Consider the following 23,542-nt stretch of genomic DNA (forward strand, 5'->3'; position numbering starts at 1 on the left):
TCCATTGGCTACGGTGTACCTCGGCCGATGGTGAGGAGAACGGTGCAGCAGGTAGTGATCGCCGGCCGGTACCGCCTGTTGAACTTGGTGGGCCGGGGTGGCATGGGCCGGGTCTGGCTGGCCCGCGACGAGGTGTTGCATCGCGAGGTGGCGGTCAAGGAGGTGGTGCCCCCCGCCTGGTTGGCTGACGACGAACGCGACGAGGTGCGGCTGCGGACCCTGCGTGAGGCGCGCACCGCCGCCCGGCTCAACCATCCCAACGTGGTCCGGGTCTACGACGTGGTGCAGATCGAGGATCGCCCGTGGATCGTGATGGAGTACGTCCTGTCGCGGTCGTTGCAGGCGGTGCTGGACACCACCGGCCCGGTCGACCCGGTGCGCGCCGCCGAGATCGGGCTGGCGCTGCTGGCCGCGCTGCGGGCCGCGCACTCCGCCGGGGTGCTGCACCGCGACGTGAAGCCGCAGAACGTCCTGGTCGCCGACGACGGACGGGTGATGCTCACCGACTTCGGGCTGGCCACCTTCGACGGTGGGGACGGGCTGATGACCCGCCCCGGGATGGTGCTCGGCTCGCCGCAGTTCGTCGCCCCGGAACGCGCCGCCGACGGCGTGTCCAGCGTGGAGGCGGACATGTGGTCGCTCGGGGCCACCCTGCACGCCGCGGTGGAGGGCCGCTCCCCGTACGCCCGGAGCACCGCGATGGCCACCCTGGCCGCCCTGGCGAGTTCCCCGCCGGACCCGGCGCCGCACGCCGGACCGCTGCGCCCGGTCCTCGACGGGCTGCTGCTGCGCGACCCCCGGCAGCGGATCGGCCACGACGAGACGAACCGCCGCCTGGAGGCGGTGACCCGACCGACGCCCGCCGCCGAGCCGCCGACGGTGATACTGCCGGTCGCCCGTCCGGTGGGCGTGGCCCGGCCGCCCCGGCCGGGCGGGGACGGCGAGCCGACGCAGCAGCCGACGGACCGCGCGGCGAGGAGCCGCGCGGAACTCGACGCCGAACGGGAGTGGGGGCCACCAGGTCGCCGGGTCGCCGGTGACTCGGGGGAACGCCCCACCACGTCCTCCTCCCCGACGACGGCCGGCACCACCGGCTCGACGTCGTCGGGCCCGGAGCCCGGCCGTCCCGGGCCGGGTGTCGGGGCACCGGACGGCAGCGTGCCGACGTCCGGCCCGGCCACCGCCGCGCCGGGATCGGGCGGACCTGCCCCCGCCGGCGCCGGGGCGGAACCCGGCGTCCCGGGGGGACACGGTCCCGGGGCGGACCCGGGACGCGGTGGCGCGGGTGGACGAGGCCCGGGGCGGTCCGGCGCGGGGGCGGGATCACGGCGGGCGACCGGGACGGGTGGGGTGGTCGGGATGTTCACCCGGCTGCCCGGCGGCACCCGGGGCTGGCTACTGGCCGGGGCGACCCTGGCGGTGGGGGCCACGGTGGGCATCGGCACCACGTTCGCGATCGACAACGACGAGCAGCGGGCCGCGCCGCGCAGCACCGACGTGCCCGTCACCGGCGTGCCCTCCACCCGCCCGTACGGCCCGCCGGGTGCCGACCGGGGCCGGCCGAACCCACCGCCCGGCGCACCGGGCCTCGCCCCGCCGCCCCTGCCCTGCCTGCGGCCCGATCCGGTCGGCACGAAGGTCACCGGCCGACCGGCGACCGTGGACGGCGGGTTCCGTCCCCCGGCCGGCTGGACCTGGTACGACGGTGCCGGCTTCCGGATCGCCGTCCCGGTCGGCTGGCTGCGCACCCAGGAGGGGCAGGTGGCCTGCTTCCGCGACCCGGGCAGCCGCCGGACGCTCAGCGTGGAACCGCTGGCCGGTGGTGGCGGCGGCGCGCTGGAGCGGTTGCGGGCCGAGGAACGCACGCAGCTCGACTTCAACGCCCTGCCCGGGTACGACAAGATCAGGCTGGACACTCTCGACGATGACGGCGCCCAGTGGGAGTGCCGTTGGGACACCCCGTTCGGCGGCCGGGAGCACGCGGTCCGGATGATCCCGGGTCGGAACCTGTCCGGGTTCATCCTCAGCTGGTCCGCCGCCGACGAGGACTGGAGCAACTCGAACAGCCAGCTGCGGGTGGTGCGGGAGAGCTTCCAGGGTCGGTCGACCGAGGTGACCTCGCCCACCTGACCGGCCCCGCCGCTGCGCCCGCCCCCATCGTCACGGTCGCCGTCACTGCGGCCGCCGTCACTGCGGTCACCGTCACTGCAGTCACCGTCACTGCGGCCGCCATCGCTGCGGCCACCGTCGCTGCGGCCACCGTCGCTGCGGTCGAGAAACCGCAGCTCGGTGGCTACCCTGGTGAGGGGGCAGTCGAGGGGGAAAGTCGTGCAGCAGCAGCTGGTCGCGGGGCGCTACCGCCTGCTCGAACTGGCCGGCACCGGCGGGATGGGCCGGGTCTGGTTGGCCCGCGACGAGATGCTGCACCGGGATGTCGCCGTCAAGGAGGTCGTCCCGCCCCACTGGCTCGCCGAGTCCGAACGCTCGGAACTACGGCTACGGACGCTGCGCGAGGCGCGTACCGCAGCCCGGCTCAACCACCCGAACGTGGTCCGGATCTATGACGTGGTGCACGACGGGGACAACCCCTGGATCGTGATGGAGTACGTCCCGTCCCGGTCGGTGCAGCAACTGCTCGGCATCGAAGGACCGCTGGACCCGCACCGGGTGGCGGGGATCGGGCTGGCGGTGCTGGCCGCTCTGCGGGCCGCACACACCGCCGGGGTGCTGCACCGCGACGTCAAACCGCACAACGTGCTGGTCGCCGACGACGGGCGGGTGGTGCTCACCGACTTCGGGCTGGCCACCTTCGACGGTGGGGACGGGCTGATGACCGGCCCGGGGTTGGTGCTCGGGTCGCCGCAGTTCGTCGCTCCCGAGCGGGCCCGCGACGGGGTCTCCGACCCGCGTACCGACCTGTGGTCGTTGGGCGCCACGCTCTACGCGGCGGTGGAGGGGCAGTCCCCGTACGCCCGCGCCAGTGCGATGGCGACGTTGAGCGCCCTGGCCACCGAGCCGCCCGACCCGGTGCGTCGGGCCGGGCCGCTGCGTCCGGTGCTGGAAGGTCTGCTGCGCCGGGAGCCGGGCGAACGGCCCACCGCCGCCGAGACGGAGTCGTTGCTGCTCGCCGCGCTCGCCGCACCGCCGACCGGCAGTCCCTCCCCCGCCGGGCCACCTCCGCCCGGCGCGGCTGTCCACCGGCCGGAGATCCCGACCGACCCGGCAACCGTCGACGCGCCCCCGCCCTCCGGGTCGGCCGGGCCGGGTCCCGGGATCGGTCCACCGGGACCGGGTCTGGCCGGGCCGGGTCTGGCCGGGATCGGTCCCGCCGGGCCGGATCCAGCCGGGATCGGTCCACCGGGACCGGGCCCGGCCGCGCCGGATCCAGCCGGGATCGGTCCACCGGGACCGGGCCCGGCCGCGCCGGATCCGGCCGGGATCGGTCCGGCCGGGCGGAGTCCGGTCGACGGACGTACCCCGGCGGTGCCGGTGGCGGACGCACGTCGCCGCCGACGGATCGCCCTGGTCACGGTGGCCGTCGCGGGCGCCCTGCTGGCCGGGGTCGGGACGACGCTCGCCCTGCACGACGACGGCACCACCCCGTCCTCACCGGGCGGCGGCGCCGGCAACCCGGTGGCCCGGCCGGCGGCCTTCCCGTGCGCCGCGCCCGCGCCGACGGACGCCACCCCGGTCCGGTCCGCGCCACCGCCGGCGGGTGAGCGGTTCGGCCTGGTCCCGGGCTGGACCTGGTACGAGGACCCGACCGGATTCCGGATCGCCGCGCCGGCCGGGTGGCTGCACTACACCGAGGGCACGGTGACCTGCCTGCGGGAGCCGGGCGGCCCCCGGGTGCTCAGCGTGGCCCCCGGTGACGCCCCGGCCGACCCGGTCGCCCACTGGCAGGCCGAGGAACGCCGGCTCACCGATGACGGCCGGCTCACCGGTTACCGTCGGGTGGAGATCGTCCCGTTGGACATGTTCCGGGGTGGCGCACTGTGGGAGTGCGAGTGGACCGGTGCCACCGGTGGCCGGCTGCACACCGCCCGGCTGCTGGTACGGGTCACCCGGGACCGGGCGTACACCGTCTCATGGCTGACAGACCAGTTCGACTGGCAGGTCAACGCGACATACTTCCTGATGATCAGGCAGAGTTTCCGCCCCGCCGACTGACACCGTCCCCTGTGGATTGTCCGGGTGATTGCCCCGTCGGTGACGGCTCTGACACAGTGGCGTAGCGTTGTCGATCAAGAACCCGGGGAGGGGCGAGGCGAGATGATGGGACCGTCCCACGCACTGTCGGGCGCGGCGGTGTGGCTGACCGGGTCGTGGGCGCTGGACTACTTCGCCGACTACCACCAGTCCCCGCTGGCGCTGGCCGTCGGCACGGCGGTCTGTGCCGGTGGCGCGCTCTTTCCCGACCTCGACCTCTCCGGCAAGGTCACCCGTAACCAGGGCGGCGCGACGGTGGCCCGCACCTTCGGCGTCTTCTCGCTCTTCGTCGCCGAGGTGATGGAGAAGATCTCCCTCGGCGTCTACTACGCCACCAAGCTCAGCCGCGACCCGCGCCGCAACAACGGCCACCGTACGCTGACCCACACCATCCCGTTCACCGTGCTGGTCGGCTGGGGCACCACCGCGCTCTGCGCCGCGTACGGCAAGTGGGCGGTGGTGAGCATCCTGTTCTTCATGATCGGGCTGGCGCTGCGCGGGCTCTTCGACGAGTGGGCCGAACGGGCCGGCTGGGTGATCGTCACGCTCGTCTCGGCCGCCGCCGCCTGGTTCACCTTCGCCACCCTGCCCGGCGACCGCGGCTACCCGATGATCGGGTTGGCCGTCGGAGTGGGCTGTTTCGTGCACATCCTCGGCGACATGATCACCAAGGCGGGGGTGCCGATCCTCTGGCCGATCCCGATCAAGCGCCGCATGTGGACGATGATCGGGCTGCCGAACAGCATCGCCCTGCGCACCGGCAGCAAAGCCGAGGTGGTCGTGTTGCGCACCGCGCTGACGGTGCTCTCCGTACTCGCGGCGGTCGGCCTGGTAGCCCCCTCGGTCCTGCAACGATTCAACATAGAGGTCTAACCCCTCCCGCTCGCCCCCGCCCCGCCCCCGCCTCCTCCCCGCCTCCTCCCCGCCCCGGCCTTTCCCCGGTGATCAAGAGGTTTGCGTCAACATGGAGATCATTCTTGACGCAAATCTCTTGATCACCCGGGGGAAAGGCGGGCGGGGAGGGGCGGAGTCGGCCTGGTTGGCCGTGGGTGGGGGCCGGGTTCGTGGGTGAGGGGACGGTCGGGGGCGCTGGCCGAGCGGTCGGCGGTCACCTGTCGCGTTCCGCAGGCGGCAGCATCCCCGCCGCCTGCCTGAACGCTGATCAGACGCCGACCCGCTGCGGTGGCACGGTGAGGCCGTAGAGCGCCATCAGCTCCGGGGTGTCGACCCGGTTGCCGTCGGCGACCGAGTCGCAGGCGATGTCGACGATCTGGTCCTTGTGCGCCAACAGGTAAGGTCGGGCTCCGACATCGGCGCTGGCCAGGGTGGCGATGCCGGCCCAGTGTCGACGGCCGAACAGCATCGGGTAACCGCGCAACCCGTCGTAGGTGGCGCAGGCGAGCACGTCCGGGTAGGGCAGCGCGGCCACCCGGCGGACCGCCTCCGGGGTGAGGCCGGGCATGTCGACCGGGACCACCACCACCGCCTCGACCCGCCTGTCGGCCAGCGCGGCCAGGCCAGCCCGGATCGACGAGCCGACGCCGGTGCCCCAGGCCCGGTTGACCACCACGGTGGCAGGGCTCAGGTCAGCCGCCGCCCGTACCTCGTCGGCCGCCGCGCCCAACACGACCACCAACTGCCCGCACCCGGCCTCGGTCATCGTGTCGATCATGCAGCTGACCAGCGGCCGGCCTCCCTGGAGCAGTAATGCCTCGGGGCCGCCGAGCCGGCGTCCCCCGCCCGCCGCGATGATCATTCCTGCGATACGCACACCGGGTGCAACGAGCCCTCACCCGATCCGTGTCGGCACGAAACGGATATTTCACGCGTAATACCCACCCGCCCCCTGCCCTAACCCTCCTCCCGTCCCCCACCTGCCCTCGGTGATCAAGAGGTTTACGTCAGGAAACTCGATCCGGCTGACGCAAACCTCTTGATCACCGGGGACGGGAGGGGATGGGCGGGGGACCCGGGGATGGGCGGGGGTGGGGACGGGAGGAGGGGTGGGGTGGGGGTGGGGGTGGGTTAGGCGTGGGCGTAGCAGTCGACGGTGGAGAGGTCGAGGGGGAAGCGGACGGGGGTGTCGCCGAAGAGCAGGGTCGAGGCGCGTGCTCCGGCCCGGCGGATCGCCTCGGTCACCGGATCGGCCAGCTCGGCCGGGCAGTGCACGATCACCTCGTCGTGCTGAAAGAAGACCAACTCGCCACCGATACCGGCCAGCTCGCCCCGGAGCGTGGCGAGCATCGTCGAGGCCCACTCGGCGGCGGTGGCCTGGATGACGAAATTCCGGGTGAACCGGCCCCGGGACCGGGCGGCCCGCGCCCGGGGTGAACGGGGGTCCGACCCGGCGTCCGGGTCCACCAGGGCATCGTCACCGGTGTCGAAGCCGGCTGTCCCCGGTGGGCAGGTCCGCCCCAGCCAGGACCGGACCAGACCGCCCGCCTCGCCGGTGCGGGCTGCCGCCTCCAGGTAACCGAAGGCGGTCGGGTAGCTGCGCTTGAGCACCGCCAGGGCGGGCAGCGCCGAGCCACCGGTCTGCCCGTACATCGCGCCGAGCAGGGCCAGCTTGGCCCGGGCCCGGTCACCACCGAAGGAGTCCTGCGCCAACGCCGCATAGAGGTCACCGGCCGCACCGGCGGTGGCCAGCCGGGCGTCGCCGGAGACCGCGGCGAGCACCCGGGGCTCCAACTGGCCGGCGTCGGCCACCACCAACTGCCACCCCGGATCGGCCACCACCGCCTGCCGGATCACCTTGGGGATCTGCAACGCGCCGCCGCCCCGGGTCGCCCACCGGCCGGAGACCACCCCGGCGGGGACGTACTCCGGGCGGAACCGGCCGTCGCGGACCCAGGCGTCCCGCCAGGCCCAGCCGTGCGCCGTCCAGATCCGGAACAGCTCCTTGTATTCGAGCACCAACGGTACGGCCGGATGGTCGACGCCGCGCAGCACCCAGGCCCGGGTGTTGGGCAGCTGCACGCCGACGCGGGCGAAGGCGCGCATCAGCTCCGCCGGGGAGTCGATGTGCAGCTGCCGCACCCCGAGCGCCTCGGCGATCCGGGCGGCCAGTTCGGCCAGCCGCCGGGGCGGCCCGCCCATCGGGGACGCCTCGCCCAGCAGCTCGGCGAGGATCTCACCGTGCACGTCGACCCGCCACGGCAGCCCCGCCGCGGCCATCTCGACCGCGACGAGCGCACCGGCCGACTCGGCGGCGACCAGCAGCCGGAACCGGCCGGGATGCGCGGTGGCGGCGATCCGGGTGAGCTGGTCGGCGTACACCCGGGTCAGGGTGTCGATGCCGGGGCCCGGCGGGCCGGGGACGGCCTCGAAGAGCGCGGCCTGGCCGTGACCGGGCGGCGCGGGCGGCCGGGCCGGCGGGTCGGGTGGGACCACGGCCCCGATGAGCCGGGCGTACGCGGCGGCCGGTGAACGCGGCTCGCCCCACCGCCCGGCGTGCCCCAGCAGCAGCGCCTCGGTCAGCTCGACGTCGTGGCACCGCTCGACCCGCACCCCGGCACCCAGCAGGATGGGGTAGACCGCCGTGCCGGAGCCCCACACCCAGCGGGGACGCTCGGCGGCCTCCCGGGCGGCGACCGCGCGGGTCAGGTCGTCGACCAGCTCGACCGCGCCGGACGGGCGGCCGGCGGCGTCCAGCGGCCGGAGCGCGCCACCGCCCCGCTCGCCCGCCACCACCGCCACCACCGCCACGGCCCGATTCTGCCCCGCCCCTGTGACACCCCGCCGCTTCCGCCGGTCGCCGGGTCCGTCCCACCTGTCCGGCCGTCACCTACCGACACCTGCGGATCGCCCACTGCGGTACTGAGGGGCAGGGGGCGTGCCGGCACCCGGACAGCTGCCGCAGCACAGTGGCGGGGCCGGGTGCCGCCGCGGCCCAGCGGCCCAGCGGCCCGAGAACCGCGGTCCGGGGCCCGGGGCCCGAGAACCGGGGCCCGGGAACCGAAGTCCCGGGCACTGACCGCGCATGAGGGCTGGCGGCAGGGCGGAGCGCCAGCCGGCCCGGCGGCGGGATGGAGCGGGTCGCCTCGCCGCCGGGACGGAGGGGGCTACTTGACCGCGCCGGAGGTCAGACCGGACTGGATCTGCCGCTGGAAGATCGCGTACACGATGATCATCGGGAGGATGGCGATGGTCAGGGCGGCGAACAGGCCGGACCAGTCGGCCTCGTAGCCGGCATTGACCGAGATGTCGGCGATGCCCTGGGTGAGCACCCACTTGTCCTTGGCGTTGGAGAGCAGCACCAGGGGCAACTGGTACTGCGCCCACTGCCCGATGATGTTGAAGATCGCCACGCTGATCAGGCCCGGCTTCGCCATCGGCAGCATCACCTGGAAGAACAGTCGGGTGTGCGAACAGCCGTCGATCATGCCGGCCTCGGCCACCGAGTTCGGCAGCGTCCGGAAGAACGCGGCCAGGAAGAAGATGGTGAACGGCAGCGAGTAGGCGATGTAGACCAGGATCACGCCGGTGTGGGTGTCCAGCAGGCCCAGGTTGCGGACCACGAAGAACAGCGGCACCAGCGCCAGGAAGACCGGGAAGGCCAACCCGGAGACGAACAGGTAGTAGATCGCCCGGTTGCCCCGGAACTTGTACCGGGCCAGCACGTACGCGGCCATCGAACCGAACAGCATGGTGCCGAAGGTGCTGCACGACACCACGAAGACGCTGTTGAGGAAGTACCGGCCGACGTGCGCCTTGGTCCAGGCCCGGCCGAAGTTCTCCCAGCGCAGCTCCGCCGGCAGCGTCCACGGGCTGCTGAAGATCTCGCCGGTGTTCTTGAACGCGGCCAGGAACGTCCAGAGGATCGGCACGATGACGATCACCGCCCAGACGGCGAGCGCCAGCTGACCGAGCCCGCTGAACAGTCGTACCTCGTGGTGCTCGCCCCGGCCCTTGCGGGTGCGGGCGGCGGGCCGGCCGGGCGGGGTGTCCGCCGCGGCCGGCGGCAGCGTCGTCTGTGCGGCCATGTCAGTACTCCACGCTTTCCCGCTTGGTCAACCGCAGCGTCAGCGCCGCGAACGTGAGGGTGAGGAAGAACAGCGCCACACCCATCGCCGAGGCGTAGCCGTACTTCGAGTAGACGAAGGCGTTGCGGTAGATCTCCACCGCCAGCACCGTCGTCGCGCCGTCCGGGCCGCCGCTGTCCACCGAGAGCACCGCGACGATGGCGAACGCGTCGAACGCGGCGATGCCGAGATAGACCCAGGCCACCTGGAGGGTGTCCCAGAGCAGCGGCAGGGTGACCCGGAAGAACAGCATCACCTTGCTCGCCCCGTCCATCTCGGCCGCCTCGTAGATCTCCCCCGGGATCGAGGCCATCCCGGCCGAGAAGAGCACCACGTAGAAGCCGACGGCCTGCCAGACCAGCACCGCGATGATCGACCACAGGGCCAGGTTCGGCCGGACCAGGAACAGCACCGGGTCCAGCCCGATCTTCATCAGCACGCCGTTGATCAGGCCGGACTCGTTGGGCCGGTACACCATCTGGAACAGCACCGCGATGATGGCCACCGCCAGGACCTGGGGGAAGAAGAACACCACCCGGTAGAACTTCGACCCCCGGACCCCCTGCCGCTGGCCACCCACGCTGCGTCCGCCCACGTTGAGCAGGAAGGCGAAGAACAACGCGATGGCGATCGTGATCAGCGGCAGGGCAAGCAGCAGTACGCCGTGGTGCTGGACCGCCTGCCAGAAGCGCCCGTCGTCGAGCAGCCGCCGGTAGTTGTCGAAGCCCACCCACTGCGGGGCGGACAGCCCCCGCCAGTTGGTCATCGAGATCTGGAACGCCTGCGCGTACGGTGCGATGACGAAGACCACGTACAGCGTGACCGGGGCGAAGAGGAACCCGATCACGAACGGATACTTGCCGTGCCGCATGATCCCGCTACTCCGATCGGTCAGCGCGTGAACTTGGCGACGGAGCTGTCCTTCTTGATGGCGTCGGCCCGCTTCTGGATCCGCTCCACGAAGGCGTCCGCCTTGATCCGGCCGAACATCAGCTCGTTGGTGGCGGTGCGCGCCTCCGTGTCGAGCTCCTTGTACCAGCCGTCGAAGTACAGGTTGAACACGTCCTTGCCGGCGGCGGCGAGGGCGGCCTGCGAGCTGGCCACGCCGGGCGGAAAGGCGAAGCCGGCGCTGCCGGCGGTGACCACGGTCGGGGCCTTGACCACCTCGGTGAAGCCCTTCGCCCCGGCGACCGAGAGCATCTGGCGCATGTACTCCAGACCACCGCGCGGGTTCTTGCTCTTGGCCGAGACGAAGTAGCCCTCACCGGCGGTGGCCCGTACGGCGGTGGCGGGCAGCTTGTCCGAGCCGGTGAGGCTGGGCACCGGCATCAGCTGGTAGTCGAAGCCGGCCGGGGTGTCCTTCTTCTGCTCGCCCTCCAGCCAGTCGCCGCTGGGGTAGAGGGCCAGCTTGTACTGGTTCTGCCGCAGCTGCACGTCGGTGTGCTTGAGCCCCTCGAAGCTCTTGTCGACGTACTTCGCGCCGATCTCCTCCCATGCCTGGGCGGCCTGCTTGACCGCGTCCTGCTGCCAGGCGCCGTCCTCCAGGTTGTCGATGTTCTTGAGTACGTCGGTGCCGCCGATCTTCGCGGCGTGGGTCAGGATGACGTTCCACTGGTAGTAGGCGGCGTTCGCCCCGGCGTAGCCGTACGGGGTGATGCCCTTGGACTTGATGCCGTCGAGCAGGGCGGTGAACTCCGACCAGGTCTTCGCGGGCGCCCAGCCGTTGTCCTTGAACAGCTTGCCCGAGTACCAGATGCCGAAGACGGTGGAGACGTAGTACAGGACGTACGGCTTGCCGTTGAACGAGCCGGCCTCGACGGTGCCGGGGACGACGGTGTCGCGGACCTTCTTGCTCGGGTCGTCGACCGACGGGGCGTCCCACAGCTCGGTGAGGTCCATCAGCTGCCCGTCGGCGACCAGCGAGCCGAAGTCGATCAGCTTCTCGCCGGAGTTGTTGACGAACTCCGGCGGGTTGCCCGAGGCGAACCGGGGCTGGAGCACGGTGGAGACCGCCTGGGTGGACTGGTGCTTGATCTCCGCCTTGGGGAACGCCTTCTTGTAGAGCGGCTCGTGCACGTCGGTGGCGTACTTCTCGCCGTAGCCACCGTTGAAGATGACCACCTCCAGCGGGGCGTCCTCGGCGGCGCCGAGCGGGTTGGTCGCGCTCTTGGTGCCCTCCTCGGCCTTGGTGGTGTCCTCGTCGGAGCCGCTGGTGGCGCAGGCACCGAGCAGGCCGACCACCGGGGTGGCGAGCAGGCCCGCCGCGGCGGTCCGGCCCAGCAGGCTGCGGCGGCTCATCGGGGTCGGGGTCTCGGGGGTGTTCGACATCGTCGTCTCTCCTTGGGTGTCCGGGTCAGGCGGTGCGCCGGAGACGCCCGGCGTACCGCGACTCGAGGGCGAGGTTGTGCGCGTCCCCACCGGGGACGTTGGCGGAGAGGTAGATAGGGGGTACCTCTCCGGCCTGGTGGAACCGTCGGACGACCTCCGCGGTCACCAGTTGCGCCAGCAGCGCGGAGGTGACCGAGGAGACCGCACAGACCGCGCCGCCGCCCTCCAGCGGCAGCAGTGCGTCGCCGTACGGTGCGCCGTTGTCCAGCACGACGTCGGCGAGTTCGGCGAGTCGGCGACCGGACGGGTGGCGGGGCGCGACCCGTGCGGTGTGGGCGACCGAGGTGACCGCGATCAGCGGGTGGCCGTGCCCGGTGACCAGCGTCGCCAGCTCGACGACCGAGCCGTTGATGCCGGACTGGGAGGCGATCAGGAAGACGTCGGCCGGCTGCGGCCGGGCCAGCGGGTAGAGCTGGTGGGCCACGGCCGGGTCGCGTTCCAGCTTGGGGTCGGTGAGCACGTCGCGCGGGGCGTCGCCGTGCAGCACCAGGTCGTGCAGGCCGATCCGGTTGGTGGGGACCAGGCCGCCGGCCCGGGCCACCAGTTCGGCGGCGAACGCCTCGGAGTGGCCGGCGCCGAACGCCTGGAGCACGCCGCCGGCCCGCAGGCTGGTGGCGATCAGGTCGGCGGCCCGGCCGATCGCCTCGGCCTGGGTGTCGAGCAGCCGGTCGAGGACGGGCCGGACGGCTCGCGCGTACCCCTGGGCACTGATCATGACGTGGTCCCCTTCGCGGCCTTGTGCCCGTCGACGGCCTGGGCGGTACGCCGGAAGGCCGCGTGGGCGCGGTCGTGGGTGCGCTGCGCCACGGCGATGTAGAGCAGGTCGAGCACGACGAGTTGGGGGTGCCGGGCGGACAGCGCGTCCGGCCGGAAGGTGGTGGCCTGGCTGGCGGTGAGCAGGACGATGTCGGCCAGTTCGGCGAGCGGGGAGCGGGGGAACCCGGTCAACGCGACGGTGGTGGCGCCCCGGCTGCCCGCCTCGGCGAGCATCTCGATGGTCTCCCGGGTCTGCCCGGTGTGCGAGATGCCCAGGGCGACGTCGCCGACGCCGAGCAGCGCGGCGCTGGCGAGCCCCTCGTGCACGTCGCTCCAGGCCCACGCCGCCACCCCGATGCGGTGCAGGCTGAACTGCATCTCCTCGCCGACCAGGGCGCTGCCGCTGGCGCCGAAGATGTTGACCCGGGCGGCTCCGGCGATGGCGACGGCGGCCCGTTCGACCTCGGCGAGGTCGAGCAGGGTGGCGGTGTCGTGCATGGCGCGGGTGTCGGCGGCCATGATCTGGTCGAGCACCCGGGCCAGCGGGTCGCCGGGCTGGATCTCCCGGCCGATGTCGACGGTCCAGCCGGCCGAGCGGGCCCGGCCGGTCTCGGAGGCGATGCCCAGGCGCAGGTCGGCGTAGCCGTCGAAGCCCATGGCCCGGCAGAACCGGGTGATCGTCGCCGGTGAGGTGCCGCTGCGTTCGGCCAGCTCGACGATAGTGGCGCGGGCCGCTGCCTCCGGGTCGCTGAGCACCTGCTCGGCGACCCGGCGCAACGCTCCCGTCAACTCCCCCGTGCCGGCCCGGACCCTGGCCAGCACTCCGTCCGCGCTGCGCCGGTCGACCGGCTCGGCATCGACCACCGCGGTTGCCGCGGTGGTGTCCGCCTCGTGCTCGGCCATCGACGCGCCTTTCGGAAAAGAGTGTTAACTGTTAGTGGTAAAAGTTCTTACTGAAGGCCCCTTCCTGTCAAGACCATGGGCGAAGTTTTCAAACTGTTACCTGTCGCTACGGCCCGCCACCGGCGCCCGGTCTTGCCCTGCGACACCGCACCGACCAGCATGGACACCCCCACACCAGCGCACCCCCGGGAGGCCCGCGAGGATGTCCGACATCGTCGTGGTCGGCCTCGACGTCGGGGGTACGTCCACCCGGGCCACCGCCCTGACCCTCACCGGCGAACGCCTCGGCACCGGCCGGGCCGGCGGCGGCAACCCCACCAGCCACGGTGCCGAACGGGCCGCCGCCGAACTGTCGACCGCCCTGCGGGAGGCGCTGCGCGACGTCGACCCGACCCGGGTCCACGCCGGGGCGATCGGGCTGGCCGGGGCCGGCCGGTTGCGCGCCGACCCGGCCGGCCGGGCCGCCTTCGACCGGGCCTGGTCGGACGCCGGCCTGCGCTGCCCGTACACGGTGCACAGCGACGCCCTCGTCGGGTACGCCTCCGGCACCGCCGCAGCCGACGGCACGATCCTGATCGCCGGGACCGGGGCGATCGCCGCCCAGGTGTGCCGATGGCGACTGGACCGGGTCGCCGACGGGCACGGGTGGTTGCTCGGCGACGCCGGCTCCGGGTTCTGGCTGGGCCGGGAGGCGGTCCGGCGCCTGCTCGCCGACCTGGACGCGGCCCGGACGCCGGGGCCACTGGGCCGCCGGGTGCTCGCCACCCTGCTGGGGGACGACCGGGTCGCCGACCGGCCCCGAGAGACCGTGGACGCGGTGGTGCAGGCGGTCACCCGCCGGCCGGCGGTGGAGCTGGCCCGGCTCGCCCCGCTGGTGGTCGCCGCCGCCGCCGAGACCGAACCGGTCGCCGTCACGCTGATCGAGCGGGCCGCCGGGCTGCTGGCCGACAGCGTCGCGCGGATCCGACCGGCCGACGCGGTGGACCCGGTGGTCCTCGGCGGCGGTCTGCTCACCGGTGACACCCCACTGGCCGTCGCCGTCACCGCGGAGCTGGCCCGGCGGTGGCCGGTCGCGCCCCTGCGTCCGGCCGGCGACGGCGCCTCCGCGGCGGCCTGGCTCGCCGCCCGCGACCTGCCGGGGGCCACCGATCCAACGGCTCTGCACCCGCTGCTCGTACCGGACCCGCCGGTCGACGGGAAGGGAGTCGCGACGGATCGTGTGCTACGGTAACCGGGTTGCAGTTTTGATTTCCGTAGACGTCTCATGGCGCCTGGTGGGTTATCTAAAACCCATCCGGGCGCTTTTCGTTTTTCGTGTCGTTTCGATGCGGGTTATCAACTCGGCGGCTAAGGGTCCGCGCAGTGCGGTCTCTCCACAGCCTGCAGAGGAGCAGACATGACTACAGGTACCGTGAAGTGGTTCAACGCCGACAAGGGCTTCGGCTTCATCAGCCCCGACGACGGCGGTGCCGACGTGTTCGCCCACTTCTCCGCGATCTCGGCGAGCGGCTTCCGCAGCCTCGACGAGAACCAGAAGGTGGAGTTCGACGTCACCCAGGGCCAGAAGGGCCCGCAGGCGGAGAACATCCGCCCGCTCTGATCCACGCTTCACGAACGGCGGCCCGACTGGTTCAGCGGGCCGCCGTTCGGCGTCTCCATCGCTCACCACGGCGACCGGGGCTGAGCGACCAGGGCCGCCCGGCCAGGCGTGAGCCGACGCAGACCCCTCCCGCTACGCGCCACGTTCCACAGCGCCGCCGCCCTGACGGTCGGGGCACGTACGACCCTGGTCCCGATGGAGCACAGCCCGACGCCCCGGCTCCCGATGACCACGGCCGGGGGCCGAGGTGCGCAGCGTTCACCCTGAAAGGCTGATGACTTTGACGACGACCTACTCGGGTCCGGCGAGGCTGATCCTGGCCGACGGCGCACGCATATCCGGCATGGCCTCCCTCAGCACCAACCAACGCGGTGGACTCAACGGCTGGGGTGGCACCTTCCGTCCGGACGAGATCACGACGGACCTTCGCAACGCCGTCGAGGGACTGCAACTGGAACTGCCCTACGACCGCGTGGGAACGGTCGCCGTCACCGGCCTACGCAAACTACTCGCCACGCAGGTGTTGATGTCGCTGGCAGGCCGCGGACCCGCACCATTCTGACCGTACGCCCGCACGGCCCCACCCCGCAGACTCGGTCACCCGTGCCTGCGGGGTGTGCCGCGGCTGCTCAGCTCTGGGTGGGGAAGCCGAGGTTCACCCCGCCGTGGCGCGGGTCCGGCCAACGGCTGGTGACCACCTTGCCCCGGGTGAAGAACCGCACCCCGTCCTCACCGTGGGCGTGCAGGTCACCGAAGAGCGACGCCTTCCAGCCGCCGAACGAGTAGTAGGCCATCGGCACCGGGATCGGCACGTTGATCCCGACCATGCCGACCTGGACCTCGTACTGGAACCGCCGGGCCGCCCCACCGTCGTTGGTGAAGATCGCCGTGCCGTTGCCGTACGGGTTGGCGTTGACCAGTGCCACCGCCGCGTCGTACGAGTCGACCCGGACGACGCCGAGCACCGGGCCGAAAATCTCGTCGGTGTAGATCGACATGTCCGGGGTGACGTGGTCGAACAGGGTCGGGCCCAGCCAGAACCCGTCCGGCACGACGTCCCGACCGTCCACCACCGGCACCGCGCCCGCCGCCACCCCGGCCTCGACGTACCCACGGACCCGCGCCAGGTGCGCGGCGGTGACCAGCGGCCCCAGGTCGCCACCGCGCCGACCGTCGCCGGTGCGCAGCCCGGCCATCCGGTCGGCGATCCGGGCGACCAGGGCGTCGGCGACCGGCCCCACCGCCACCAGCGCGGAGATCGCCATGCACCGCTGGCCCGCCGAGCCGAACCCGGCGTTGACCGCCGCGTCGGCGGCCAGGTCCAGATCGGCGTCGGGCAGCACCACCAGGTGGTTCTTGGCCCCGCCGAGGGCCTGCACCCGCTTGCCGGTCAGCGTCGCGCGCCGGTGCACGTGCCGGGCGACCGGGGTGGAGCCGACGAACGACACCGCCTGCACGTCGGGGTGGTCGAGCAGCGCGTCGACCGCCTCGGCGTCGCCGTTGACCACGGTGAGCACTCCGGCCGGCAGGCCCGCCTCGACGAACCACTCGGCCAGCAGCAGCGCCGCGCTCGGGTCCTTCTCGCTCGGCTTGAGCACCACCGCGTTGCCGCAGGCCACCGCCACCGGCACGAACCACAGCGGCACCATCACCGGGAAGTTGAACGGCGAGATCACCGCCACCACCCCCAACGGCTGCCGCAGGCTGTACGAGTCGACCTCGGTGGACACGTTCGCGCTGAAGCTCCCGCGCGACGCCGAGGCGATACCGCAGGCGTACTCGATCACCTCGAGGCCGCGCTGCACCTCGCCGGCGGCGTCGGCGAGCACCTTGCCGTGCTCGGCGGTGATCACCTCGGCGAGCCGGTCCCGGCGGGCGTGGACCAGCTCCCGGAAGGCGAACAGCACCGCCGTGCGGCGGGCCAGCGAGGCGTCCCGCCAGCTCCGGGCGGCCCGCCCGGCCACCTCGACGACCATCGCCACCTCGGCCGCGTCAGCCAACGCCACCCGGCCGGTACGCCGGCCGGTGGCCGGATCGAAGACGTCGGCGTACCGCCCGGACGTCCCGTCGATGCGCCTACCGTCGACGAAATGCCCGATCCGGGGCGCGTCGCCCGCCCCCTGCTCGATGTCGGCAAAGTCGTCTTCGCTGTCGGCCGCCGCAGCCACCAGCCCGGCAGCCACCGGCCCGGCAGCCAACGGCGCTCCGGAGGGTGACGTCCCGCCCGGCGTGCTCACCGGGCCGCCTGCGCCGCGACGGCGCACCGGATCGCCTCGACCAGGATGGCCAGCCCCTCGCGGGCCTCGTCCTCGGTGAGGGTCAGCGGCGGGCCCATCCGCAGCACGTTGCCGTGCAGGCCGCCCTTGCCGACCAGCAGGCCACCGGCCCGGCACGCCTCGAAGACCCCGGCGGTCAACACCGGATCGGGCTCCAGCCCGCCGGGTCGGACGAACTCCACGGCGAGCATCAGACCCTTGCCCCGCACCTCGGCGACGCCGTCGAGGTCGGCGACCGTGGCCCGCAGCCCGTCGAGGAGGATCGCGCCCACCCGCGCCGCGTTGGCCTGCAGGTCGTGGTCGCGCAGGTAGTCCAGGACCGCGTTGCCGGCGGCGGTGCAGAGCGGGTTGCCGCCGAAGGTGGAGAAGCTGATCGCCGGCACCGACTCCATGACGTCCGCCCGGCCGACCACGCCCGCCAGGGCGAACCCGTTGCCGATGCCCTTGGCGAAGGTCAGCAGGTCCGGGGTGACCCCGTGCGCCTGGTAGCCCCAGAAGTGCTCGCCGGTGCGCCCCCAGCCCGTCTGCACCTCGTCGGAGATGAGCAGGATGCCGTGCTCGTCGAGCACCTTGCGCCAGCCGGCGAACAGCCCGTCGGGCGGGGCGACGAAACCGCCGACCCCCTGGATCGGCTCGGCGATCAGGCAGGCCACGTCGCCGCTGGTCTGGGTGGCGAGCACCTCGCGCAGGTCCTCCACGGCGGCCTCCGTCCGGTCGGCCTCGGGCAGCCGGGCGAGCAGCCCGCGCAGCCGCTCACCGGAGTGCAGAAAGGCCACCTGGAGCGGATTGTGCGCGCTGGCCGTCCAACCCCCGTTGCCGGTGATCCCCATCGTCGCGTACGACCGGCCGTGGTAACTGTTGCGGACGGCGAGGATCTGGTGCGACCGGCGGTGGTTGGTGGCGACCAGCAGCGCCGCCTCGTTCGCCTCGGTGCCCGAGTTGGTGAAGAAGACCCGGGCGTCCGGGATGCCGGCGAGCGAGGTCACCCTCTCGGCCAACTCCACCTGTTGCCGGATCAGATAGAGGGTGGAGGTGTGCACCAGACCGGTCCGCAGTTGACGCTCCACCGCCTCGCGGATCTCCGGGATGTCGTAGCCGATCATGTTGGTCAGCACACCGCCGAAGAAGTCCAGGTAGCTGCGGCCCTGGGCGTCGGTGACCCGGCGGCCGGACCCGGCGACCAACTCGATCGGCTCGGCATAGTAGAGCGGCATCCAGGACGGGAGCACGGCCCGGTGTCGGGCCAGCAGGTCGTCGGCGGTCATCGGCACACCCTTCAGCGGCGGCGGCTTGCGCGTCCTCCGCACGCTGCCACCCCGACCGGCCGGCGACAACTGGCACTGTGTAGCCCGGCGTCCGTCCCCGCCTGACACCGCGTCACCCGGCCCGGTGTCGTCGGGCCCGTGCCGGGGCCGAGGTCGCCGGCCCGCGCTCAGCCGGCGGCGGTGTCCCGGATCGCCTCGGCGAACACCTCGGAGCGGTGCTCGAAGTTACGGAACCGCCCGTAGCTGGGCGCCGCCGGGGAGAGCAGCACCACCCCGCCGGCCGGGGTCACCGACCGGGCCAGCCGGACCGCGTCCACCAGGTCGTCCACCAATTCGGTACGCACCTTCGGCAACCCGGCCAGCGCCGCCACGATCCGGGGACCACTGTCGGGAATCCCGATCACGGTCAACTCCCGCTCGGCCAGGTGCTCGGCCAGCGGCGTGTAGTCCAACCCCCGGTCGGTGCCACCGACGATCACCGTCAACGGCCGCCCGTCGTACGCGTCGATCGCGTGCATCGCCGCGTACGGGCTGGTGGCGAGGGTGTCGTCGACGAAGGTGAGGCCGGACGGGTCGGCGATCTCGGTGAGCCGGTGGGCCAGCCCGTGGAACCCGGCGACCGCCACCGCCAGGGTGTCCTTGTGGGCGACGACGTCGACCCCGAGCGCGTCGAGCACGGCGAGCGCCACGCACAGGTTGCCCGCGTTGTGCCGGCCGACCAGCGGCAGCACCCCCCGGGCGAACAGCGGCCGGTCGCCGAGGTGGAACCAGTCGGTGCCGTCCGGGCCGGTGCCGACGTGCACACTGTCGGGCAGGCCGGCCCGGATCGCCGCCCGGTCGCCCAGCTCCAGGGCGAGACGGGGGTCGTTGCCGTTGACCACCACCGTGCGGGGGCCGTACGCGATCAGGTTGAGCTTGTCGCGGTAGTACTCGGCCTCGCCGCCGTGCGCGTCCAGGTGTTCGGGGAACAGTGCGGTGACCACCGCGACCCGGGGCGAGTCGGTCAGGTCGCTGCACTGGTAGCTGGACAGCTCCAGCACGTACGACTCGGCGTCGGGCAGGTCGAGGGTGGGCACCCCGATGTTGCCGCCCAGGACGTTGGGCCGGTCCACCGCCGCGAGCAGGTGACTGATCAGGCTGGCCGTGGTCGACTTGCCCTTGCTGCCGGTGACCCCGATCGTCCGGTCGGCGTGGTCGGCCATCCACAGCGCGGTGCCCTGGGTGACGGTGACCCCCTTGGCGCGCAGCTCGACCAGCCACGGGTGGGTGTTGGGCACCCCCGGGGAGCGCACGACGACGTCGGCGGCGGCCAGCCGGGCGTACCCCTGCTCCCCGGTGACCAGCGGCGCGGCCTCGGCGAGCGGCCCCTCCCAGGCCACGGCGAGGAAGTTGGCGCTGTCGTCGACGGCGACCAGGTCCGCCGGGCCGTGCGCGGCGATGGCGGTCACGGCGGCGCGGCCCTCGCGGCCGGCCCCCCAGACGGCGACGGTACGGCCGCGCAGATCGGACAGGCGCACGAACTCTCCCTCAGGTGTCGACGGTGGTGCGGCGGCCGGTCCGGCGCAGCGGACCCGGCCGGACGGACCAGGGCCTAGTATGGCGTGTGCCCAACGAGCAGCTCCGGCGGATGGACGCCTTCACCTTCCCGTCGTACTCGTTCGACCCCGCCACCGGCGCGGCGTCGTTCGACTACGCCCTGACCGGTCCCGACGGCGAGCAGCGGTTCACCGAGGTGATCACGTTACCGGTGCCGGCCGCGCCGCCGTCGGACGAGACGGTCGCCACCCTGGGCCGGGTCCTGGAACTGCTGCACGTGGTGGCCGGGGTCAGCTACTACAAGGCCGCCGCCCCGCCGCGCCTGGTGCTGCCGACGCCGCTGGGCGGGGCCGCCACCGCGCTGGTCACCGCCGTCTACACCAAGGGTCTCGCCGAGTACGCCTACCGCAACCAGCTCCCGCACGTGCTGCAGCTGCGCCCCGAGGTGCCGGCCGGCGAGGTCCCGCCACCCCGGGTGTACGACGACTCGGACCGTCGGCCGCTGTCGGCCGTCGGCGGGGGCAAGGACTCCATCGTCAGCCTGGAGGCGCTGCGCCGGGGCGGCTTCGACCCGGTGCCGTTCTCGGTCAACCCCAACCACGTGATCGTCGCGGTGAACGAGGCGTCCGGGTTGCCGGCGCTGGCCGCCCGCCGGCGGCTCGACCCGGTGCTGTTCGACCTGAACGCGGCCGGGGCGCGCAACGGGCACATCCCGGTCACCGCGATCAACTCGCTGATCGCGGTCGCCACCGCCGTGCTGCACGGGCTCGGGCCGGTGGTGATGTCCAACGAGCGGTCCGCGTCCGACCCGAACCTGATCTGGAACGGTCACGAGATCAACCACCAGTGGTCCAAGGGGGTCGAGGCCGAGGGGCTGCTGCGGGCGGCACTGGCCGAGCACGCCGGGCTCACCGAGCCGTACTTTTCGCTGCTGCGTTCGCTGTCGGAGCTGCACATCGCCCGGCTGTTCGCCACCATCGACCGCTACGACGCGGTGGTGACCAGTTGCAACGCCGCGTTCAAGCTGCGCGACGCCAGCGCCCGCTGGTGCCGCGACTGCCCGAAGTGCCGGTTCGTCTTCCTGGCCATGGCCCCGTTCATGCCCCGGGACCGGGTGGTCGGCATCTTCGGCGGTGACCTGCTGGCCGACGAGACGCAGATCCCCGGCTACCGGGAGCTGCTCGGCGTGGACGGGCACAAGCCGTTCGAGTGCGTCGGCGAGGTCGAGGAGTCGGTGGTGGCGTTGAGCCTGCTCGCCGCCCAGGACCAGTGGCGCGACGCCCCGGTGGTCCGCACCCTGGTCGACGCGGTCCCCGCCGCCGCCTGGTCGACGGCCGCCACCTCCGACGTCTTCACCCCCGCCGGCCCCCACCACGTCCCCGCCCCCTACGCCAAAACCCTGGACACCCTGACCTGACCCCCCTCCCCCGCCCCCTCCCCGCTCCCCCTCCCCCCACCCCCATCACCCCGGTGATCAAGAGGTTCGCGTCACCAGGGCGGCAAATTCTGACGCAAACCTCTTGATCACCGTGAACCTGCCGGCCGGGCAGTCGGTGATCAAGAGGAATACGTCATCCGGACAGCGAAATCTGACGCAAACCTCTTGATCGCGGTCGACGGGCAGACCGCGTAGGCGGTGATCAAGAGGAATGCGTCACCCCGCCGACGAAATCTGACGTATTTCTCTTGATCACCGGAGACGGGCCGGGGGCGGGCGGGCACGGGGCGGGGGCGGGCACGGGGTGGGGGCGGGGCGGAAGGGCGGTGGGGTGGGGAGGGGCGTCAGGGGGTGCGGATGGCGTCGAGGGCCAGTAAGGCTACGTGGAGGGAGAGGCTGGTCTCGACCGAGTCGAGGTCGACGCCGAGGATTCGGCCGATCCGGGCCAGTCGCTCGTAGAAGGCCGGGCGGGACAGGTGGGCGGCAGCCGCGCCGGCCGACTTGTTGCGGCCCTGCTCCAGGTAGGCCCGCAGGGTGCCGAGCAGTTGCTCCCGGGGGTGTTGGGCGTCGTGGGCCAGTAGCGCGCCGAGTTCCCGTTCGACGAAGGTCTGTAACCGGGGCTCGTCGCGCAGCAGGTGCAGCAGACCGGCCAACCCGACGTGCGGCAGCCGGAAGACCGGCAGTTCCCGGCTGTCCCGGCGGGCGGCCTCGGCGAGCTGCCGGGCCTCGACCAGCGACCGGCGTACCTCCCGCAGGCTCCCCACTCCGGAGCCGGCGGCGACGATCACCGTCAGCCGGTGGCTGTTCCCGCCGGACGGCGGCGGGTCGGGGTGGCGGCGGCGCACGGCGGCGGCGAAGGCGGCGAGGGCGCGTTCCTCGGCGGCGGCGTCCGGCAGGGCGAGCAGGACACCCACCGCCTGGTCGTCGACCGGACTGGTCAGACCGGACAGCTTCGTCTCCCGCAGCGCCTGGCCGACCGCCTCGGCGAGATCCCGCAGCCGGGCCGGGCCGGCCTGCGGGTCCGCCGGGGCCGGTGTCGGCCAGGTGACCGGGTACGCGGGAGGGCCGGCTCCGTCGACGGGCGGCCCGCCCTCGCCCGGTGCGGGGGTGCCCGCCGGGGCGTCGCGGCGGTGCCGGACCATGATGCCGACCAGGTGCCGGCGGTCGAGGGTCACTCCGAGCGCCCGGGCCCGCAGGGCGATCTCGTCCACCGGGCGGGAGTGGTCGAGCAGGGCGGTGAGCAGGGTACGGTGCAGTTGCCGTTCCAGTCCTTCGGCGTCGCGGCGGATCAGCCGGCCCAGCGCCAGCGTCGAGGCGGCCCGCTCCACCAGGATGGTCAGCCGGGTGGGCGGCGTGCCGACGGGCCGACCGTCGCCGAGGCCCGCCCGGGCCGGCCAGCGCAGCAGCAGCCGACCCCAGTCCTGCCCGCGCGCGCCGACGGTGGTCACCAACCAGCCGCTGTCCCCGTCGTACGCGGTCCGGCCGGTGGGACGGATCCGGCGGGAGTGCTGCTCCCAGCCGTCGAGCAGCAGGTCGGCGCTCTCCCCCGCCGGGTCGTAGGCGAGCACCTGCCGGGACAGGTTCTCCAGCACCACCGGGCAGCCGGCCAGCTCGGCGGCCTGCCGGACGACCTCGGCCGCCCCGGCACCCTCGACGGACAGCTCGGTGAACCGCTGGTGGATCTCCTCGGTGGCCCGCAGCTCGTGCAGTTGGGCGTCGACGATCTGGGCGTGCACCGCCTCGGTGATCCGGACGAACGGGGTGGCCCGCCGCAGCTCGACCAGGGGCAACCCGCGCCGCTCGGCGGCCACGGCCATCACCCGGGGCACCTCGGTCGGGTAGCGGCGGCCCAGCTCGACCACCAGCCCGGAGACGCCCACCTCGGCGAGGTCGCCGATGAAGGCGCGGAGCCCGGCGTCGTCGGCCGGTAGCCCGATGCCGGTGGTGAGCACCAGTTCACCACCGCCGAGCAGGGTGGCGATGTCGGGCACCTCCGCCACGTGCACCCAGCGCACCGGCCGGTCCAGGCCGGCCTCCCCCGCCACCAGTCGCGGTGCGCCCCGACGGACCGGGTCCAGCGCCAGCACCTCACGGACGGTCGGGAACACGGGCGACACGCTACCCTCCGTGACCCCGGGTCCCGCCATCCG

At 73.1% G+C, this 23,542-nt stretch carries 18 protein-coding genes; 7 read left to right on the forward strand and 11 right to left on the reverse strand.

Features of this window, described 5'->3' with window-relative positions; genetic code table 11:
- The first annotated feature begins 27 nt into the window (after positions 1-27).
- From ACQP2H_RS20645 to ACQP2H_RS20655, 3 genes are all read left to right on the forward strand, one after another.
- Entirely contained in the window at positions 28-2,130 is a 2,103-nt protein-coding gene (locus tag ACQP2H_RS20645; RefSeq protein ID WP_433228537.1) for a protein kinase domain-containing protein, read from the forward strand.
- A 258-nt stretch (positions 2,131-2,388) separates the two neighbouring features.
- The gene (locus tag ACQP2H_RS20650) at positions 2,389-4,170 is read left to right on the forward strand and encodes a serine/threonine-protein kinase (protein ID WP_433233610.1); all 1,782 of its coding nucleotides are present in this window, start codon (positions 2,389-2,391) and stop codon (positions 4,168-4,170) included.
- Positions 4,171-4,272: 102 nt separating this feature from the next.
- Positions 4,273-5,082 carry a metal-dependent hydrolase gene (locus ACQP2H_RS20655; RefSeq protein WP_219463626.1) on the forward strand — a complete coding sequence of 270 codons (810 nt, stop codon included), beginning with the start codon at positions 4,273-4,275 and terminating at the stop codon, positions 5,080-5,082.
- 289 nt (positions 5,083-5,371) lie between these two features.
- On the opposite strand, the gene ACQP2H_RS20660 is transcribed toward ACQP2H_RS20655, so the two are convergent.
- The 7 genes from ACQP2H_RS20660 to ACQP2H_RS20690 form a co-directional block, all read right to left on the reverse strand.
- A complete protein-coding gene (locus ACQP2H_RS20660) occupies positions 5,372-5,965 on the reverse strand; it encodes a nucleotidyltransferase family protein (RefSeq protein WP_219470184.1) in 594 nt (197 codons plus the stop codon).
- A gap of 269 nt (positions 5,966-6,234) precedes the next feature.
- The gene (locus tag ACQP2H_RS20665) at positions 6,235-7,914 is read right to left on the reverse strand and encodes a bifunctional 3'-5' exonuclease/DNA polymerase (protein WP_357537155.1); all 1,680 of its coding nucleotides are present in this window, start codon (positions 7,912-7,914) and stop codon (positions 6,235-6,237) included.
- A gap of 356 nt (positions 7,915-8,270) precedes the next feature.
- Positions 8,271-9,191, reverse strand: coding sequence for a carbohydrate ABC transporter permease (locus tag ACQP2H_RS20670; RefSeq protein WP_219463627.1), 921 nt, complete (start codon positions 9,189-9,191; stop codon positions 8,271-8,273).
- A 1-nt stretch (position 9,192) separates the two neighbouring features.
- Entirely contained in the window at positions 9,193-10,101 is a 909-nt protein-coding gene (locus ACQP2H_RS20675) for a carbohydrate ABC transporter permease (RefSeq protein WP_208570895.1), read from the reverse strand.
- 20 nt (positions 10,102-10,121) lie between these two features.
- Positions 10,122-11,558, reverse strand: a complete 1,437-nt coding sequence (gene ngcE, locus ACQP2H_RS20680) for an N-acetylglucosamine/diacetylchitobiose ABC transporter substrate-binding protein (protein WP_219463629.1) — start codon at positions 11,556-11,558, stop codon at positions 10,122-10,124.
- Between the two features lie 25 nt (positions 11,559-11,583).
- On the reverse strand, positions 11,584-12,333 hold the full coding sequence (locus tag ACQP2H_RS20685) for a sugar isomerase domain-containing protein (protein WP_208570897.1): 750 nt from the start codon (positions 12,331-12,333) through the stop codon (positions 11,584-11,586).
- The gene (locus ACQP2H_RS20690) at positions 12,330-13,277 is read right to left on the reverse strand and encodes a MurR/RpiR family transcriptional regulator (protein ID WP_208570898.1); all 948 of its coding nucleotides are present in this window, start codon (positions 13,275-13,277) and stop codon (positions 12,330-12,332) included. Before ACQP2H_RS20690 ends, ACQP2H_RS20685 begins: the two co-directional genes overlap by 4 nt.
- Positions 13,278-13,479: 202 nt before the next feature.
- On the opposite strand from ACQP2H_RS20690, the gene ACQP2H_RS20695 reads away from it, so the two are divergent.
- From ACQP2H_RS20695 to ACQP2H_RS20705, 3 genes are all read left to right on the forward strand, one after another.
- Positions 13,480-14,508, forward strand: a complete 1,029-nt coding sequence (locus tag ACQP2H_RS20695) for an N-acetylglucosamine kinase (protein ID WP_219463631.1) — start codon at positions 13,480-13,482, stop codon at positions 14,506-14,508.
- 165 nt (positions 14,509-14,673) lie between these two features.
- A complete protein-coding gene (cspE, locus tag ACQP2H_RS20700) occupies positions 14,674-14,877 on the forward strand; it encodes a transcription antiterminator/RNA stability regulator CspE (protein WP_043326981.1) in 204 nt (67 codons plus the stop codon).
- Between the two features lie 274 nt (positions 14,878-15,151).
- A complete protein-coding gene (locus ACQP2H_RS20705) occupies positions 15,152-15,439 on the forward strand; it encodes a hypothetical protein (RefSeq protein ID WP_208570907.1) in 288 nt (95 codons plus the stop codon).
- Between the two features lie 67 nt (positions 15,440-15,506).
- On the opposite strand, the gene ACQP2H_RS20710 is transcribed toward ACQP2H_RS20705, so the two are convergent.
- From ACQP2H_RS20710 to murD, 3 genes are all read right to left on the reverse strand, one after another.
- Positions 15,507-16,976 (reverse strand): CoA-acylating methylmalonate-semialdehyde dehydrogenase, encoded by a 1,470-nt coding sequence (locus ACQP2H_RS20710; protein ID WP_433233612.1) that lies wholly within the window; start codon positions 16,974-16,976, stop codon positions 15,507-15,509.
- Positions 16,977-17,110: 134 nt separating this feature from the next.
- Positions 17,111-18,418: an aspartate aminotransferase family protein gene (locus ACQP2H_RS20715; protein WP_208570900.1), complete on the reverse strand. Its 1,308-nt coding sequence runs from the start codon at positions 18,416-18,418 to the stop codon at positions 17,111-17,113.
- Between the two features lie 167 nt (positions 18,419-18,585).
- Positions 18,586-19,935, reverse strand: a complete 1,350-nt coding sequence (gene murD / locus ACQP2H_RS20720; protein WP_357537159.1) for a UDP-N-acetylmuramoyl-L-alanine--D-glutamate ligase — start codon at positions 19,933-19,935, stop codon at positions 18,586-18,588.
- A gap of 86 nt (positions 19,936-20,021) precedes the next feature.
- Here murD and ACQP2H_RS20725 point away from each other — a divergent pair, with 86 nt between their 5' ends.
- Positions 20,022-21,371, forward strand: a complete 1,350-nt coding sequence (locus tag ACQP2H_RS20725) for a hypothetical protein (protein WP_219463632.1) — start codon at positions 20,022-20,024, stop codon at positions 21,369-21,371.
- 365 nt (positions 21,372-21,736) lie between these two features.
- Here ACQP2H_RS20725 and ACQP2H_RS20730 read toward each other — a convergent pair whose 3' ends face one another.
- A complete protein-coding gene (locus tag ACQP2H_RS20730; protein WP_433228544.1) occupies positions 21,737-23,509 on the reverse strand; it encodes a PucR family transcriptional regulator in 1,773 nt (590 codons plus the stop codon).
- Positions 23,510-23,542 lie beyond the last annotated feature (33 nt).

Source organism: Micromonospora sp. CA-248260, from assembly GCF_050942205.1.
Lineage (GTDB): Bacteria > Actinomycetota > Actinomycetes > Mycobacteriales > Micromonosporaceae > Micromonospora > Micromonospora antibiotica.

Coding starts and splice junctions, on each gene's coding strand:
- ACQP2H_RS20645 (WP_433228537.1), top strand. CDS start 28: ATGGTGAGGAGAACGGTGCAGCAGGTAGTGATCGCCGGCCGGTACCGC.
- ACQP2H_RS20650 (WP_433233610.1), top strand. CDS start 2,389: ATGGGCCGGGTCTGGTTGGCCCGCGACGAGATGCTGCACCGGGATGTC.
- ACQP2H_RS20655 (WP_219463626.1), top strand. CDS start 4,273: ATGATGGGACCGTCCCACGCACTGTCGGGCGCGGCGGTGTGGCTGACC.
- ACQP2H_RS20660 (WP_219470184.1), bottom strand. CDS start 5,965: ATGATCATCGCGGCGGGCGGGGGACGCCGGCTCGGCGGCCCCGAGGCA.
- ACQP2H_RS20670 (WP_219463627.1), bottom strand. CDS start 9,191: ATGGCCGCACAGACGACGCTGCCGCCGGCCGCGGCGGACACCCCGCCC.
- ACQP2H_RS20675 (WP_208570895.1), bottom strand. CDS start 10,101: ATGCGGCACGGCAAGTATCCGTTCGTGATCGGGTTCCTCTTCGCCCCG.
- ngcE (WP_219463629.1), bottom strand. CDS start 11,558: ATGTCGAACACCCCCGAGACCCCGACCCCGATGAGCCGCCGCAGCCTG.
- ACQP2H_RS20685 (WP_208570897.1), bottom strand. CDS start 12,333: ATGATCAGTGCCCAGGGGTACGCGCGAGCCGTCCGGCCCGTCCTCGAC.
- ACQP2H_RS20690 (WP_208570898.1), bottom strand. CDS start 13,277: ATGGCCGAGCACGAGGCGGACACCACCGCGGCAACCGCGGTGGTCGAT.
- ACQP2H_RS20695 (WP_219463631.1), top strand. CDS start 13,480: ATGTCCGACATCGTCGTGGTCGGCCTCGACGTCGGGGGTACGTCCACC.
- cspE (WP_043326981.1), top strand. CDS start 14,674: ATGACTACAGGTACCGTGAAGTGGTTCAACGCCGACAAGGGCTTCGGC.
- ACQP2H_RS20705 (WP_208570907.1), top strand. CDS start 15,152: ATGACTTTGACGACGACCTACTCGGGTCCGGCGAGGCTGATCCTGGCC.
- ACQP2H_RS20715 (WP_208570900.1), bottom strand. CDS start 18,418: ATGACCGCCGACGACCTGCTGGCCCGACACCGGGCCGTGCTCCCGTCC.